Consider the following 15,517-nt stretch of genomic DNA (forward strand, 5'->3'; position numbering starts at 1 on the left):
TCCCCCGAGGGGCTCAGACGGGTCGGGCCCCGCATCCACGGCGGATGCGGGGCCCGGGGCCTCGTGCGGCTCAGGTGCGAGCCGGTGGAGGGATCATTCGGCGGCGGAGTCCTCGTCCGCCTCAGCGGCGTCGTCGTCGGCCACGACCGGCGAGAGCGAGAGCTTGCCGCGGTCATCGACCTTGGTGATCTCGACCTGGACCTGCTGGCCCACGCCCACGACGTCCTCGACGTCGTTGACGCGCTTGCCGTCGTTGAGCTTGCGCAGCTCGGTGACGTGCAGGAGGCCGTCGCGGCCCGGGGTCAGCGAGACGAAGGCGCCGAAGGTCGTGGTCTTCACGACCGTGCCCAGGTAGCGCTCCCCCACCTCGGGGACCTGCGGATTGGCGATCGCGTTGATAGCCGAGCGCGCGGCCTCGGCCGAGGGGCCGTCCACGGCGCCGATGAACACGGTGCCGTCGTCCTCGATGGAGATGTCCGCGCCGGTGTCCTCCTGGATCTGGTTGATCATCTTGCCCTTGGGGCCGATGACCTCGCCGATCTTGGAGACGGGCACGTTGACCGTGATGATCCGCGGGGCGTACTCGGACATCTCGTCCGGTGCATCGATCGCGGAGGCGATCACGTTGAGGATGGCCAGGCGGGCATCGCGGGCCTGGGCCAGGGCGGCGCCCAGGACCTCGGCGTCGATGCCGTCGAGCTTGGTGTCCAGCTGGATGGCCGTGACGAACTCGGAGGTGCCGGCGACCTTGAAGTCCATGTCGCCGAGCGCGTCCTCCGCGCCCAGGATGTCGGTCAGCGCGACGCTGGCCGGCTTGCCGTCGACCTCGCCGGTGATCAGGCCCATGGCGATGCCGGCCACCGGGGCGCGCAGCGGCACGCCGGCGTTGAGCATCGACAGGGTCGAGGCGCAGACCGAGCCCATGGAGGTCGAGCCGTTGGAGCCCAGGGCCTCGGAGACCTGGCGGATCGCGTAGGGGAACTCCTCGCGCGACGGGATCACGGGGGCCAGTGCGCGCTCGGCCAGAGCGCCGTGGCCGATCTCGCGGCGCTTGGGCGAGCCCACGCGGCCGGTCTCGCCGGTGGAGTACGGCGGGAAGTTGTAGTGGTGCATGTAGCGCTTGGACTTCACCGGCGACAGCGAGTCGATCTGCTGCTCGAGCTTGAGCATGTTCAGCGTGGTGACGCCCATGATCTGGGTCTCGCCGCGCTGGAAGATCGCCGAGCCATGCACGCGCGGCAGGATCTCCACCATGGCGGTCAGCTCGCGGATGTCGCGGGGGCCGCGGCCGTCGATGCGCACGTTCTCGGAGAGCACGCGCTGGCGCACGGTGTGCTTGGTCAGGGCCTGGTAGGCGTCGTTGACCTCGTCGGCGCGCTCGGCGAAGGGCTTGCCCTCACCGGTCAGCTCCTCCAGGACGGACTGGTGCAGGGCGTCGGTGGCGTCCTCGCGCTCCTGCTTGCCGGCGATCGAGTAGGCCTCCACCAGGCGCTGGCCCACGGCGTCCTTGACGGCCTGGGCGACGTCGTCGCCGTGGCCGCCGAAGCGCGGCAGCTCCATCTCGGGCTTGCCGGCGCGGGCCTTGAGGTCCGACTGGGCCTGGCACAGGGCCTTGATGAAGGGCTTCGCGGCGTCGAGGCCCTCGGCCACGATCTGCTCAGTGGGCGCCACGGCGCCCTGGCCCTTGATGAGCTCCCACGAGCGGTCGGTGGCTTCGGCCTCGACCATCATGATCGCGACGTCCTCGGTGCCATCGGCCTTGGTGACCACGCGGCCGGCCACGGCCATGTCGAACACGGCGTTCTCGAGCTGGGAGTGCTTGGGGAAGCAGACCCACTGGTGGGTGCCGTCGGCCTCGGCCATCAGGGCCAGGCGCACGCCGCCGACCGGGCCGCCGAAGGGCAGGCCGGACAGGGTCGTGGACATCGACGCGGCGTTGATCGCGATGGTGTTGTAGATCTCGTCGGGGTCGATCGCCAGCACAGTCACGACGACCTGGACCTCGTTGCGGATGCCCTTCTGGAAGGCGGGGCGCAGCGGGCGGTCGATCAGGCGGCAGGCCAGCACGGCGTCGGTCGAGGGACGGCCCTCGCGGCGGAAGAACGAGCCGGGGATGCGTCCGTCGGCGTACATGCGCTCTTCCACGTCCACGGTCAGCGGGAAGAAGTCGAAGCCCTCGCGGGGCTTCTTGCCCACCGCGGTGGTGGACAGCAGGGTGGTGTCATCGTCAATGGACACCAGGGTGGAGCCGGCTGCCTGCTGCGCGAGCAGACCGGTCTCGAAGCGCACGACGCGCTGGCCGTAGCGGCCGTTGTCGATGACGGCTTCGGCGGACTGGATCTCGGGACCCTCCAAGGGCCACCTTCCTTTCGTCGCGATCGTCTCCACGATCGGGGTGATCTGGCAGTGTCCGATCCGCCCCGCTCGCACGGCGCACGGTCTTCGATCGAAGTCCACGGCCGCGGCAGCGAGGCTGCGGGGATTCCGTGGACCACTGTCGAGGACCGGGACGCGGGCGGCGTGCGGGCCGGATCGACGCGGACGGCTGGAGCCGTCCATCGCGGATGCCCTGCGGACCCATCCGTGGGCCCCGGGGCTTGTTCGTGCAGACCCAGCCTGACAGGTCCGCGACGCGCGGACCAGCATTGAGGGGCTGCGGGTGTTCGTCCGGACGCTCAGCCGGTGGGCGGGCGTCGGCGGCGGATGTGGCGGGATCCGCGCCCGTAGACCACGAGCGGGACCGCCGCGAGCTGCGTGGCGGCCCCGCCCGAGGCAAGGGTCAGAATGCGATCAGCGGCGCAGGCCGAGACGCTGGATCAGCGAGCGGTAGCGCTCGATGTCCGTGTTCTGCAGGTAGGTCAGCATGCGACGACGGCGACCGACCATGGCCATGAGGCCGCGGCGGGTGTGGTGGTCGTGCTTGTGCGACTTGAGGTGCTCGGTCAGATCCGAGATCCGGCGAGTCAGGACCGCGACCTGGACCTCGGGCGAACCCGTGTCGCCCTCGTGGGTCGCGTACTCCTCGATGATGGACTGCTTGACAGCTGCGTCGAGTGCCATGTGTGAACTCCTTCGGGGTCCAGTGCCGTGCGTCCCGGCTGCGAAGGTGATCGCGCCGGGGCAGGAGCTCGCACGAGCGGATCGTGCGGACTCAGGGGCCCGTCCGCCACGGACTGCAGGCGGACCGCCGATCATGGTAGCAGGCGCGCGCCACACGGGCTGTGAGCCGGACGATGGCCGGGGACAGTGCAAGACTGGAGGGCGAATCCCTCCGGGCCCGTTCCGCTGCGGCCCCGGCGCACCGTCCCCGAGCAGTGAGGAGTGGGCCCATGACCGAGTCCGCAGACAGCCGCGAGTCCGAGACCACGCAGATCGATCCGGCCCTGGCCGACCAGGTGGGCGTCTCCGAGCGCCGCCACACCCTCAACGACGGCCACCAGCTGCCGCAGATCGGCATGGGCACCTACCCCATGGACGACGCCGATGCCGAGGTCGGCGTCTACGAGGGCATCAACCGGGGCTTCCGCCTGATCGACACCGCCGTGAACTACGGCAACGAGATCGGCGTGGGCCGCGGCATCGCTCTGGCCGGGCTGCCCCGCGACGAGGTCTTCGTGACCACCAAGATCCCCGGCCGCGATCAGGGCGACGAGGCCACGGTGCGCGCCAGCGTGGAGGGCTCGCTCGAGCGGCTGGGCCTGGACCGCCTGGACCTGCTGCTGATCCACTGGCCCAATCCCCAGCAGGACAAGTACGTGCAGACCTTCCGGACCATGCTCGCCCTGCGCGAGGAGGGCCTGGTCCGCTCGGTCGGCGTCTCCAACTTCACCCCGGCCCACGTGGATCGCCTGATCGCCGAGACCGGCGAGACCCCGGCGGTCAACCAGGTCGAGCTGCACCCGCAGTACCAGCAGGAGGCTCTGCGCGCCCACCACCACGACAAGCGGATCCTGGTGCAGGCCTGGTCGCCGCTGGGGCGCAAGACCGACATCCTCGACCACGAGTGGCTCGCCGAGATCGCCGGGCAGGTCAACCGCACCCCGGCCCAGGTCATCCTGCGCTGGGAGATCCAGTCCGCGGTGCTTCCGATCCCCAAGTCCTCGAACCCCAAGCGCATGGCCGAGAACCTCGACGTCTTCGGCTGGGAGCTCAGCGATCAGCAGATGGAGCGCATCCGCCTGCTGCACACCGGTCTCTCCGGCTCGGGCTTCGACCCGGACGAGCACGAGGAGATGTGAGTCGGGCGCGCTGACCGCGCGCTTTGCCTGATGGACTGAGGGCCGCCCGGGGACTCCCCCGGGCGGCCCTCAGTCCGTCTCTGCCTCTGGTCGTTCAGGCGGCGGCGCCTGCAGCGCGCCGTCAGGGGGCGACGTCGGCCATGCCCTCCGGGTGCTGGGCCAGGATCTTGCGGGTGTTCTCCACGTCCAGGCTCATCTGCTGCACGAGCTTCTCCACGCCCTCGTAGGCCACCATGCCGCGCAGGCGGGCGATGAACTCCACGATGACCTCCTGGCCGTAGAGGTCGAAGTCCTCCACCCGCTCGCGGGGCCGGTCGATCACGTGCGCCTCGACCACCCGGGAGACGCCCTCGAATGTGGGGTTGGAGCCCACCGAGACCGCCACCGGCCAGCGCTGTCCGGAGGCGTCGGTGAGCCAGCCGGCGTAGACGCCGTCGGCGGGGATGTAGCCGTCGGCGTCCGGGGCGAGGTTGGCCGTGGGGAAGCCGAGCTCGCGACCGCGCGCGGCGCCGTGGACCACGGTGCCGCGCATGCGGTGCGGACGACCCAGCAGGCGTGCGGCGTCCTCGACGTCGCCGGCGATGAGGCGCTCGCGGATCCAGGTCGAGGAGATCCGCCGGTCCTCAGGATCGTGGTCGGTGTCCTCCTGCGAGGACACGGGGCCGTCGACCCCGACCAGCGGGAGGTTCGTGGTGCGCAGCTGGGCCGGCACAGTGCCGCAGCACTCGAGATCCTCGACCACGACGACGTCGAAGCCGTGCTCGGCGCCGAAGCGGCGCAGGGCGGAGACATCGCCCTGATTGCCGCGCCCGAACCGGGCGTCGGCGCCCACGACCACGCAGCAGGCGCGCAGCCCGCGCAGCAGGTACCGCCTCATGAACTCGAGCGGGTCCTGCGAGGCGAAGGCGAGGTCGTAGTGCTGCACGAGCACAGCGTCCACGCCGAGCTGCTCCATGGCATCGAGCTTGTCCGAGGTGCCCATGATCTGGCCCCTGTACTGATCCGGGCGGTGCACCAGGGCCGGGTGCGGGTCGAAGGTCAGCACGACCGAGCTGGCGCCCTCGCGATGTGCGCGCTCGACGGCCATCCCCAGGACCTCCTGGTGCCCGCGATGGACGCCGTCGAAGTTCCCGACGGTGACCACGCAGGGCCCGAGGTCCTCGGGAAGCTCGGACAGGTCGTGCAAGCGATGCAACGGGTCTCCTCGGCAGGCGCGGCGTCGTCCGTCAGGACGACGTCCGCGATGCGGATCTGGGCGGTCGGACGGTGGTGGGCTCAGCGGATCGCGGGCTGCGGATGGGGCCGGCGGGCCTCATCCGGACGGGCACCGCTCGGCACTCGCTCCAGGGTAGTCGCTGACACCGACTCCCCGGCGGGTCGGATGCCTCAGGCCGGTGCCGGGCCGCCCCAGGGCTCGGACGGGCTGCGGTCATCGGCATCGGTCAAGGTCGCGATCCAGGTGTCGCGCAGCTGGCCCCGCTGCTCCATGTAACCGCGGACCAGAACGGGCGTGGAGAAACCGAGCTTCCAGGCGAGCTTGCGCGAGGCCCAGTTGCCATCGAAGGCCAGCCAGTGCAGGTGCGTGAGCCCCATGGTGCCGAACGCGTGCTCGATCACCAGGCGGCAGGCCGCCTCGGCGGAACCCGTGCCGCGGGCATGCGGGCCGAAGTTCAGGCCGATGTCCGCTGCACCGGCGCGCAGCCGGCACAGCTCGATCGTCCCGAGGAAGCGGCCCTGGGGATCCTCGGCAGCCCAGTTGATCGCCGATCCGGCCTTCAGCGCGCCCGGCACGTACTCCCGGATGTACCACAGCGCCGACTCCACGCCGTAGGGCTCGGGAACGGTCGTCCAGCGCACAGCCACCGGGTCCTGGCAGTTCGCGGTCAGAGCCTCGGCGTCGGCGGGGGTCAGCTCCCGCAGGGTGAGGGCCCCGTCGGTGAGCCGCGGGACGCTGAGCCCCTGGCTGGTGCTGGCGGCGGTGTCGTCGGTGCTCATGCGCGGTCTCCTGCGGTCTCGGTGGAGCGGTCGGTGAGGGGGCGGGTGCGGCGCAGCCAGATCAGCCCCACGATCGGCAGCAGCAGCGGGATATAGCCGTAGCCCTGGCCGAAGTGCGACCAGACGGTCTCATCGGCGAACAGCTCCGGGGCGGCGAAGGTCATCGCGCCGATGCCGAGCACGCCGATGAGCTCCACCAGCACGGCACCCGTGGCGATCCGATGCCAGCCAGGCCCGGTCTTCGCCAGCGCCACTGCGGCCACCACGTAGACGGTCGCGGAGAACAGCGAGAGCAGGTAGGCCAGCGGAGCGACGTCGAACTGGGTGAGGATCTGATACAGCGAGCGCACTCCGGCCGACAACGAGAAGATCCCGTAGACCACGATGATCACCCGGCCCAAGCCCGAGGACTTCGGGTCGGTGCGCCGTGCGCCCTCCCGCGGCCCGAAGCGCGACTGCAGTCGCCCGGGAGGCTCCGGCTCGGAGCCGGCGGAGCGCGGGCTCTCAGGGTCGGTGTGCTGCATGGCGTCCTCTCGACTCACTGGTAGTACCAGATGAAGTTCATCCGGTACACCATCACGATGATCGTGGGGCCCGTGGCCGCCAGGATCCAGTTGGACCAGCTCGAGCGCTCCACGAGCGACCAGATGAAGGTGCCCGCCGGGATCAGCAGCGCCGTCAGCAGGTAGCCCCAGTACTCGAGCGCCGAGCCCGAGGCCGCCGGACCGAGGATCCCCAGGAAGATCGAGCCGATCAGGTAGACGAGCAGGAAGGCCTCCAGCACGAGCACGGAGCCCTGCGTGGCATCTCCCGGGGGCCGCTTGCGCAGCGCCTCCACGGCGCAGATCAGCGTCGAGAGGCCGCCCAGGACCACCGAGGCCCAGAACCACCCGTCATATCCCCACAGCATCCGTGTCTTCTCTGCTTCCTGTCCTGCGGCCGCCGTGGCGACCGGTCCGTTCTCAGCCCTGCGCCTGGAAGACCAGGACCGACTTGGCGGTGCGCTCCTCGGCGTGTCCGCGGTCCTCGAGCAGGGCCACCACGTGGCCCTGCGGATCGAAGCCTGCGGTGAGCTCCCCCGGTCCGGTGCCGGTGGGTCCGATGCGCTTGCCCTGCCCGATCTCCACCGATTGCTGCGCGGTGAGCTCACGGGCCGGGAACATGGCCCGGGCCGCCTGGTCGAGCGAGGTGGACGGCACCGTTGCTCCCCCGGCGACGATCCCGGTGAGCGCCTCCAGCTCCCGGGCCTGCTCGAGGCCCAGGGCGCCCACGCGGGTGCGGCGCAGCGCGCTGAGGTGACCGCCGATCCCCAGGGCCTCGCCGAGATCGCGGGCGATCGCCCGGATGTAGGTCCCCGACGAGACGTCCAGGACGGCGTCGAGCTCCAGGGCATCGCGGTCCCGGCGGATCTCCGTCACGTCGAAGCGCGAGACCGTGATCGGCCGCGCCTCGAGGGCGACCTCTTCCCCCGCGCGCACGCGGGCGTAGGAGCGCTTGCCGTCCACCTTGATCGCCGAGACCGCGGACGGGACCTGCTCCAGGTCTCCGGTCAGCTCGGCGACGGCCGCGCGGATCTGCTCGTCCGTGACGGCCGCGACGGCGCTCGGATCCGCGGTGCCGGTGAGCTCGCCCTCGGCGTCCTCGGTGACGGTGGTGGCGCCCAGGCGAATGGTGGCCTCGTAGGTCTTGTCCGCGCCCACCAGGTGGGTCAGCAGCTTGGTCCCGCGCCCGACGCCCACGATCAGCACACCGGTGGCCATGGGGTCCAGAGTCCCGGCGTGGCCGACCTTGCGCGTCCCGCACAGCCGGCGCATCCGCCCGACGACGTCGTGGCTGGTCCAGCCCTTCGGCTTGTCCACGACCACGAGTCCCTCGGGCACGGTCAGCGAGGGATCGGGGCGCGGCGTCTGCGCGCTGCGCCCCGATCCGCCCGCCTGCGGCTCAGCGCTCACGAGTGCCGCTGGGATCCTCGTCGTCGGCCTCAGCGGCCGCGGACTGGGCGTCGTCGGCCTCGTCCGTGCGGTAGGAGTTCTCGCCGTTGGCGTAGGTGGCCCCGGCCGCGGAGGCGGCGACAGCCGCGTCCTTCTCCTTGGCCCGGCGCAGGACGTCCTCCAGGTTGGAGGCCGCCTCCGGGATCTCATCGGCCACGAACTCGAGCGTGGGCGTGAGCCGGGCGGTGATGTTCTTGCCGACCTCGGCACGCAGGATGCCCTTGGCGGACTCGAGGGCACGGGCCGAATCGGCCTTCTCCTCGGCGCTGCCGTAGACCGTGTAGTAGACGGTCGCGTGCTGCAGGTCGTTGGTCACGCGGGCGTCGGTGACGGTCACGAAGCCCAGGCGCGGGTCCTTGACCCGGCGCTCCAGAGCCTTCGCCACGATCACCTTGACGCGGTCGGCCATGCGGGAAGCCCGCTGTGCATCGGCCATGATCTCTCCCGTTCTCGCGCGCGGACCCGCGGGTCCGTGCGCTGCAGTGCAGTGTCAGGGGCGGCACCGAGGCGGTGCCGGAGCGTGCGGCCCGCACCGCGGGTCCGACCCGTCCGCCCGAGGGCGGCTGCGGAACGGACCCAGCGATGCGGGCCGCACGAGGGATCGACGACGATCAGGCGCGGGGCTTCTCCTGCATCTCCCACGTCTCGATGACGTCGCCTTCCTTGATGTCGTTGAACGACCCCAGGCCGATGCCGCACTCGTAGCCGTCGCGGACCTCGGTCGCGTCGTCCTTGAAGCGGCGCAGCGACTCGATGGTCAGGCCCTCCTTGACGACGTTGCCGTCGCGCACCAGGCGGGCCTTCGCGTTGCGGCGGATGAGCCCCTCGGTGACGTACGAGCCGGCGATCGAGCCCCACTTGGAGGACTTGAACACCTCGCGGACCTCGGCCTTGCCGAGATCCACCTCCTCGTACTCCGGCTTGAGCATGCCCTTCAGGGCCGCCTCGACGTCGTCGATGGCGTTGTAGATCACCGAGTAGAACTTCATCTCGACGCCCTCGCGGTCGGCGAGCTCGGTGACGCGCTCGGCCGGCCGGACGTTGAAGCCGATGATCACGGCGTTGTCGACCGTGGCCAGGTTGACGTCGTTCTGCGTGATCGCACCCACACCGCGGTGGATGACGCGCAGCTGGACCTCGTCCGGAGCCACCTCGATCTTCAGCAGCGAGTCCTCGAGCGCCTCGACGGCACCGGAGACATCGCCCTTGATGATGAGGTTGAGCGTGTCGATCTTGCCCTCGGCCACGACCTGGTCGAACGACTCGAGCGTGACGCGCTTGCGGCGCTTGGCCAGCAGGGCGTTGCGATCGGCCGCCTGGCGCTTCTCCGCGATCTGGCGAGCGGTGCGCTCATCCTCGGTCGCGATGAAGGTGTCGCCGGCGCGCGGCACCGTGGACAGGCCGAGCACCTGCACCGGACGGGAGGGACCTGCCTCCTCGACCGCGGCGCCGGTCTCGTCGAACATGGCCCGGACGCGGCCGTGAGCCCCGCCGGCGACGATCGAGTCGCCCACGCGCAGGGTGCCCGACTGGACCAGGACGGTGCAGACCGCGCCGCGGCCCTTGTCCAGGTTGGCCTCGATGGCCACGCCGCGGGCGTCCTTGTTCGGGTTCGCCTGCAGCTCCAGGGCGCCGTCGGCCGTCAGCACGATCGACTCGAGCAGCTCGTCGATGTTCTGGGACTGGCGGGCGGAGACGTCGACGAACATGGTGTCGCCGCCGTACTCCTCCGGCACCAGGCCGTACTCGGCCAGCTGACCGCGGATCTTCTCCGGGTTCGCCTCGGGCTTGTCGATCTTGTTGACCGCGACCACGATCGGCACGTTCGCCGCCTGGGCGTGGTTCAGGGCCTCGACCGTCTGCGGCATGACGCCGTCGTCGGCGGCCACCACGAGCAGGGCGATGTCCGTGACCTGCGCACCGCGGGCACGCATGGCGGTGAACGCCTCGTGACCCGGGGTGTCGATGAAGGTCAGCGCGCGATCCTCGCCGTCGACCTCCTGGGACACCTGGTAGGCGCCGATGTGCTGGGTGATGCCGCCGGCCTCGCCCTCGATCACGCGGGTGTTGCGGATGGCATCCAGCAGTCGGGTCTTGCCGTGGTCGACGTGGCCCATGACGGTCACGACAGGAGGACGCTTCTCGAGCTGCTCCTCGCCCTCGGCGGCCTGCTCGGCCTCGAGGTCGATGTCGAAGGACTCGAAGAGCTCGCGCTCCTCGTCCTCCGGGGAGACGATCTGGATGACGTAGCCCAGCTCGGCGCCCAGCGCCTCGAAGGTCTCCTCATCCAGCGACTGGGTCTGCGTGGCCATCTCACCGAGGTGGATGAGCACGGTGACCAGCGAGGCCGGGTTCGCGTCGATCTTCTCCGCGAAGTCCATCAGCGAGGCACCGCGGCGCAGGCGCACCACAGTATTGCCGTCGCCGTGCGGCACCGAGACGCCGCCGACCTTGGGAGCATTCATCTGCTCCAGCTCCTGGCGCTTGGCGCGCTTCGACTTGCGGCCCTTGCGCGAAGGCCCGCCGCGGCCGAAGGCGCCCTGCGTGGCGCCGCGACCGCCGCGACCGGGGCCGCCGCCGGGACGGAAGCCGCCGCCCGGACCGCCGCCGGGTCCACCGGGACCGCCGCGTCGACCGCCGCCGGCACCACCGCCGCGGGCCGGACGGGTGCCGACCGGAGCCACGTTGCTGGTGTGGCCCGGCATCATGTTCGGGCTGGGGCGCGGACCGCCCGGACGGGGGCCGCCTGCACCGGCACCCTGGCCGGGGCGCGGGGCGCCCGGACGAGGTGCACCGGGGCGAGGACCGCCCTGACCCGGACGCGGGGCGCCAGGACGGGGACCGCCCTGAGCGGCCTGGCTGGGGCGCTGCGTGCCCATGCCCTGCTGGGCGGCGAACGGGTTGTTGCCCGGACGCGGGCCGCCCTGCGAGCGGGCGGGGCGCTGCGCCCCGCCGGCCTGCTTGGGCGTGAACGGGTTGTTGCCCGGGCGGGGACCGCCCGGCTTGGGAGCCGCGCTGCCCGGCTTGGGGGCGGGCTTGCTCGGGGCCTCCGGTGCGGGAGCCTGCTCGGCCGAGGGCTTCTCGGCGGCGGGCTTCTCCGGCTGGGCCGCGGCCGGCTCGGACTCGGCGGCAGGCGCCGACGGCGCCTGCTCAGCAGGCTTGGCCTGCTCCTCGGTCTTCTGCTCGGGCTGCGCGGTCTGACCGGCGGTCGCCGGCGTGGGAACCGACTGTCCGGGCTTCGGTGCGGAGGACGCGCCGGGCTTGGCGCCGCCTGCCGGCTTGGCACCGGTCGAGGACGGCTTGGCGGCGGGCTTGGAGGTCTCGGCCTTGGCCGAGCCCTCCTTCTCGCCCTTCTTCGCCAGCGCGGCCTTGGCCTGCGGCGACTCCTTCAGCTTCTTGGCGACCGGGGGCTCCACGGTCGAGGACGCGCCCCGGACGAACTCGCCCAGCTCCTGCAGGGTCGAGATCGCCTCCTTGGACGTCATCCCGAGCTCCTTGGCGAGCTCGTGAACTCTCTGCTTAGCCACTTCTCTCCTGTCCCGGCCCGCGCTCGTGACAGGAGGCGGACCGACTAACGGTCTGTCGGAGACCCTCCGAGTCGCTCGGACCGTAGGAGGGCATCCATTGCCGAGTGCGCTGGGGCACTCATCGTTCGGCACTCATCGGATGTCCATCAGCTTCTTGCTCGCTTCCCCATCAAGTGCATCCTGTGTCCTCAGTCCCATGCCGTGCGGGATGAGGTCATCTTCCGGCCGCAGTCCGGACTGCGACGGTCGTGCTGGTGCTGCCGTCCCGATCGCCCTGGAGGATCTGCTCGATCAGCAGCGCCTCGTCCTGGATCGGAACGGATCGCCGGAAGGCCCGATTGAAGGCTCTCCGTCGAAGGGCCCTGTCCGCGCATTCGCGCGAAGGGTGCAGCCACGCTCCGCGACCTCCGAGCCGACGCGCGGGATCAGGAACCACGACGGGCTCCTGCTCTCCTGCGACGAGGCTCAGACGCACGAGCCGGTCCTGGCCGACGACCTCGCGGCAGCCGATGCAGGTGCGCTGCGGAACGTGTCCCACGTGTGTACGCACCTCTTCCTGCCGGATCCGCGAGGGCCGAGCGCTCCTGCTGGAGGCGGGCACGGCTGCGGCTGGACCGACGACCATCCTACTCCTCCCGGGACGCCCACGCAGTATCGCCGCGCACAGCGCACTCCGGGCCGGCCCGGACGGCCGGAGGGATCGGGACCATCCGATGCCCGGAGGCTGTCCTCTCCCGTGCCGTCGAGCCGGGCGCAGCGGAGGCCGGGCCTCGCGATCCGCTCAGGCCTCGCGGCGCTGGCGGTCGTCCGACTCCGAGAGGATGTCGATCCGCCATCCGGTCAGCTTGGCTGCGAGGCGGGCGTTCTGCCCCTCCTTGCCGATGGCCAGCGACAGCTTGCTGTCGGGGACCACAGCGCGGGCCGAGCGGCCGCGCTCGTCGAGCACGTCCACACGCACCACGCTCGCCGGCGACAGCGCGGCGGCGATGAAGCGGGCGGGGTCGCCCGACCAGTCGACGATGTCGATGTTCTCGCCGCCGAGCTCGTTCATCACCGCGCGCACGCGGGTGCCCATCTCGCCGATGCACGCGCCCTTGGCGTTGATCCCCTGAGTGTTGGCCACGACCGCCATCTTCGTGCGGTGGCCGGCCTCGCGGGCGATCGCCATGATCTCGACGTCGCCCTGGGCGATCTCCGGGACCTCGAACTCGAAGAGGCGGCGCACCAGGTCCGGGTGGGAGCGCGACAGGGTGATCGACGGCCCCTTGGGACCGCGCTTGGCCTCCACGACGAAGGCGCGGATCCGGCTGCCGTGGGTGTACTTCTCGCCGGGAACCTGCTCGTGCGGGGGCAGGACGCCCTCCACGGTGCCCAGATCGATCTGGATCATCTGGGGGTTGCGGCCCTGCTGGATCTGCCCGGAGACGATCTCGCCCTCACGGCCCTTGAAGTGGCCCAGCACGGTGTCGTCCTCGACGTCGCGCAGCTTCTGCACGATCACGCTGCGAGCCGTGGAGGCGGCGATGCGCCCGAAGCCGGAGGGGGTGTCGTCGAACTCGCCCACCCGGTTGCCGTCCTCGTCGACCTCGGCGGCCCAGATGGTCACGCGGCCGGTCTTGGTGTCCAGCTCCGCGCGGGCGTCCTTGATGGCCCCGGGCGAGCGCTGGTAGGCGAGCACGAGCGCCTGCTCGATGGTGGGGATCAGCAGATCCAGCGGGATGTCGCTCTCGCGCTCCAGCATGCGCAGGGCGCTCATATCGATGTCCATCGAGGGGCCTTTCCGGATCGAGCCGATCGGGCTCCCCGCCGCGCGAGGACCCCGAGTGCGACGACAGCGCACCGTCCGGTGGGACGGAACGCTGTTCGCGGGTCTATGACGGCGCTGCGCGGGTGCCTGCGAAGGGTGCTCGAGGCCCTCGGCGCCGCCGGTGTCAGCCAGGCAGTCTACACCGGTGCGCTCACCACCGCCCCGGCGGGACGAGCAGCTCAGTCCTCGACGCGGACCCGGGCCTGCTTGATCTGCGACAGGTCCCAGGTCTCCGGGTCCTGCAGCTTGATGGGCATGCCCTTCTTGACCTGGGTGCTGCGCTGCAGGGTGACCTGCTCGCCCTGGACCTCCAGCACGCGGGCCTCGAAGCTGCGCCCGTGCGTGGTGCGATCCACCGGCTGCACGTCCACGAGCCGACCGACCGAGCGCCGCCAGTGCCGCGGGCGCTCCAGCGCGCGAGCGGCCCCGGGCGAGGAGACCTGGAGCTCGTAGGCGGGACCGTCGACCGGATCCGTGCGGTCGAGCTCCTCCGAGACGGCCTGCGATGCGCGGGCGATGTCCTCCATGTCGACGCCGTCGGTGCGGTCCTCCGGCAGATCGACCAGGACCTGCACGATCCGCTGGGAGCCCGAGCCCTCCACCTCGACGTCCTCCAGGAACAGGCCCTGAGCCTCGACCACGGGGCTCAGCAGCTCCTGCAGCTTGGCCGCCAGCGGGTCCTGGGCGGGGTGCTCGCTCACGATGTCCTCCTGCGTCTTCGGGTAGTCGGTGCGGGACCGGCTGCGTTCGGGCAGCTTCTCCGCATCCCGCTCCCGGCACGCGGGCCGAGTCCGAGCCGCCGAGAGCGCTTGTGCGCACGAGCGTAGCGGCTGGCTGGGACAGCCCGACCCACCGCCGTCCCCGGGTGCGACCTACCATGGGCGCACATGAGCCCGAGCGGGATGCCCCGCCTGAGCAGCAAGGAGCCTCCCGGCATGAAGCTGACCTCCCGCGGCCGAGCCGCCGCGATCGTCGCGGCGGCTCTGGTCGTGATCCTTCTGGCGGTGCTGATCTGGCGGCTGGGCCCGGGGCGTCCTGCCGACGACGGGGAGATCGCCGTGGCACAGGTCTACCGGGACACCGAGCAGCTGCTGGACTCGGAGGGCCTCGACGAGCTTCCCCAGGCGCAGCAGGACGAGCTGCGAGCGGAGCTGCAGGACCAGCTCGACGCGCTGCAGCCCTCCGAGCGCGCGCTCGAGGCCGCCGACGAGCAGGGTGCGCCCGTGGGCGTGAGCCAGGCCGACTACGTCCCCGGCCTGCCAGGCGCCTTCCTGTCCAGTGCTCGGATGATCGTCCACGGCCCGTCCGCACCGCCCGAGCAGCAGGTCGTCCTCAGCTCGATCGCCGCCCATCGCGCCGCCACGGCCCTGGAGCTCGGCGCCGATGCGAAGAAGGTCGAGCGCGCCGTCCCCGAGCTCACCGGTGACGACGCCCTGCCGGCCGCGCAGGACGGCCAGGACCCGGCGCCGACGGCCGCGGGAGAGTCGCCGCATCCCGAGCTGGCCCTGGCCCGCCAGCTCGGACAGGCCAGGGACGCAGCCCGGACCTGGTCGCACCTGCCGTCCCACCAGAGGCCGGACTCCTCAGCTTGGGCAGAGGCCCTGCTGCCGGTCCAGGACAGCGACTGGCTCGCCGCCCTCGAGCAGCGCCACCCGTCCGTGATCGACGGCTCCCCCGGCATGCCCGAGGGCTTCCGCGACGATCCGGATGCCGCCCGCGACCGGCTCATGGACCAGCTCCAGGACACCGCCCTGGCCCAGATCGCCGCGGCATCCGATCCCCAGGCCCAGGAGCTCGACTCCCCCTCCCCCGACCCCGGCACTGCGGTGCTCATGCGCCTGGCCATCGCCCGGGCGCAGGACGATCAGCCCGTGGGGCCGCTGCCCGGTCTTCAGGACTGAGGCCGCACCGCAGCAGATCGCGAGGGGGCCCGAGCCGTGCGGCTCGGGCCCCTCGTCA

General features: G+C 71.4%; 14 protein-coding genes. 2 read left to right on the forward strand and 12 right to left on the reverse strand.

All coding sequences use genetic code 11. The features are described from left to right. Positions 1-93: 93 nt before the first annotated feature. Together RF645_RS10920 and rpsO are read right to left on the reverse strand one after the other, a co-directional pair. Positions 94-2,355 carry a polyribonucleotide nucleotidyltransferase gene (locus RF645_RS10920; RefSeq protein WP_058872290.1) on the reverse strand — a complete coding sequence of 754 codons (2,262 nt, stop codon included), beginning with the start codon at positions 2,353-2,355 and terminating at the stop codon, positions 94-96. A 435-nt stretch (positions 2,356-2,790) separates the two neighbouring features. Next, positions 2,791-3,060, reverse strand: coding sequence for a 30S ribosomal protein S15 (rpsO, locus tag RF645_RS10925; protein ID WP_006214488.1), 270 nt, complete (start codon positions 3,058-3,060; stop codon positions 2,791-2,793). A gap of 269 nt (positions 3,061-3,329) precedes the next feature. Here rpsO and RF645_RS10930 point away from each other — a divergent pair, with 269 nt between their 5' ends. Continuing rightward, positions 3,330-4,238, forward strand: a complete 909-nt coding sequence (locus RF645_RS10930; protein WP_006214487.1) for an aldo/keto reductase — start codon at positions 3,330-3,332, stop codon at positions 4,236-4,238. Positions 4,239-4,359: 121 nt separating this feature from the next. Here RF645_RS10930 and RF645_RS10935 read toward each other — a convergent pair whose 3' ends face one another. From RF645_RS10935 to rimP, 10 genes are all read right to left on the reverse strand, one after another. After that, positions 4,360-5,424: a bifunctional riboflavin kinase/FAD synthetase gene (locus tag RF645_RS10935; protein ID WP_082677076.1), complete on the reverse strand. Its 1,065-nt coding sequence runs from the start codon at positions 5,422-5,424 to the stop codon at positions 4,360-4,362. Between the two features lie 200 nt (positions 5,425-5,624). Beyond that, positions 5,625-6,233 (reverse strand): GNAT family N-acetyltransferase, encoded by a 609-nt coding sequence (locus RF645_RS10940; protein WP_058872288.1) that lies wholly within the window; start codon positions 6,231-6,233, stop codon positions 5,625-5,627. Next, positions 6,230-6,757, reverse strand: a complete 528-nt coding sequence (locus RF645_RS10945) for a hypothetical protein (protein WP_006214484.1) — start codon at positions 6,755-6,757, stop codon at positions 6,230-6,232. The genes RF645_RS10940 and RF645_RS10945 overlap by 4 nt, the downstream gene beginning before the upstream one ends. 14 nt (positions 6,758-6,771) lie before the next feature. Next, entirely contained in the window at positions 6,772-7,143 is a 372-nt protein-coding gene (locus RF645_RS10950) for a hypothetical protein (RefSeq protein WP_006214471.1), read from the reverse strand. Positions 7,144-7,195: 52 nt separating this feature from the next. After that, on the reverse strand, positions 7,196-8,113 hold the full coding sequence (gene truB, locus RF645_RS10955; RefSeq protein ID WP_100244680.1) for a tRNA pseudouridine(55) synthase TruB: 918 nt from the start codon (positions 8,111-8,113) through the stop codon (positions 7,196-7,198). 61 nt (positions 8,114-8,174) lie between these two features. Further along, positions 8,175-8,660: a 30S ribosome-binding factor RbfA gene (rbfA, locus tag RF645_RS10960; protein WP_006214468.1), complete on the reverse strand. Its 486-nt coding sequence runs from the start codon at positions 8,658-8,660 to the stop codon at positions 8,175-8,177. A 175-nt stretch (positions 8,661-8,835) separates the two neighbouring features. Next, positions 8,836-11,751, reverse strand: a complete 2,916-nt coding sequence (gene infB / locus RF645_RS10965) for a translation initiation factor IF-2 (protein ID WP_368819084.1) — start codon at positions 11,749-11,751, stop codon at positions 8,836-8,838. A 214-nt stretch (positions 11,752-11,965) separates the two neighbouring features. Then, entirely contained in the window at positions 11,966-12,376 is a 411-nt protein-coding gene (locus RF645_RS10970; protein ID WP_082330964.1) for a YlxR family protein, read from the reverse strand. 156 nt (positions 12,377-12,532) lie between these two features. Continuing rightward, complete coding sequence (gene nusA / locus RF645_RS10975; protein WP_024290153.1) at positions 12,533-13,519, reverse strand: transcription termination factor NusA; 987 nt, start codon at positions 13,517-13,519, stop codon at positions 12,533-12,535. 218 nt (positions 13,520-13,737) lie between these two features. Beyond that, on the reverse strand, positions 13,738-14,259 hold the full coding sequence (gene rimP / locus RF645_RS10980) for a ribosome maturation factor RimP (RefSeq protein WP_006214464.1): 522 nt from the start codon (positions 14,257-14,259) through the stop codon (positions 13,738-13,740). Positions 14,260-14,493: 234 nt separating this feature from the next. Here rimP and RF645_RS10985 point away from each other — a divergent pair, with 234 nt between their 5' ends. Then, positions 14,494-15,459, forward strand: coding sequence for a hypothetical protein (locus tag RF645_RS10985; protein WP_006214462.1), 966 nt, complete (start codon positions 14,494-14,496; stop codon positions 15,457-15,459). The last annotated feature ends 58 nt before the right edge of the window (positions 15,460-15,517 follow it).

Origin of the sequence: Kocuria sp. CPCC 205260, from assembly GCF_040981045.1 — a bacterium.
GTDB lineage: Bacteria > Actinomycetota > Actinomycetes > Actinomycetales > Micrococcaceae > Kocuria > Kocuria palustris.

What these genes read in the sequence shown, in the direction of transcription:
- rpsO (WP_006214488.1), bottom strand. Translation starts at nt 3,060, where the DNA reads ATGGCACTCGACGCAGCTGTCAAGCAGTCCATCATCGAGGAGTACGCG.
- RF645_RS10930 (WP_006214487.1), top strand. Translation starts at nt 3,330, where the DNA reads ATGACCGAGTCCGCAGACAGCCGCGAGTCCGAGACCACGCAGATCGAT.
- RF645_RS10940 (WP_058872288.1), bottom strand. Translation starts at nt 6,233, where the DNA reads ATGAGCACCGACGACACCGCCGCCAGCACCAGCCAGGGGCTCAGCGTC.
- RF645_RS10945 (WP_006214484.1), bottom strand. Translation starts at nt 6,757, where the DNA reads ATGCAGCACACCGACCCTGAGAGCCCGCGCTCCGCCGGCTCCGAGCCG.
- RF645_RS10950 (WP_006214471.1), bottom strand. Translation starts at nt 7,143, where the DNA reads ATGCTGTGGGGATATGACGGGTGGTTCTGGGCCTCGGTGGTCCTGGGC.
- rbfA (WP_006214468.1), bottom strand. Translation starts at nt 8,660, where the DNA reads ATGGCCGATGCACAGCGGGCTTCCCGCATGGCCGACCGCGTCAAGGTG.
- RF645_RS10970 (WP_082330964.1), bottom strand. Translation starts at nt 12,376, where the DNA reads ATGGTCGTCGGTCCAGCCGCAGCCGTGCCCGCCTCCAGCAGGAGCGCT.
- nusA (WP_024290153.1), bottom strand. Translation starts at nt 13,519, where the DNA reads ATGGACATCGATATGAGCGCCCTGCGCATGCTGGAGCGCGAGAGCGAC.
- RF645_RS10985 (WP_006214462.1), top strand. Translation starts at nt 14,494, where the DNA reads ATGAAGCTGACCTCCCGCGGCCGAGCCGCCGCGATCGTCGCGGCGGCT.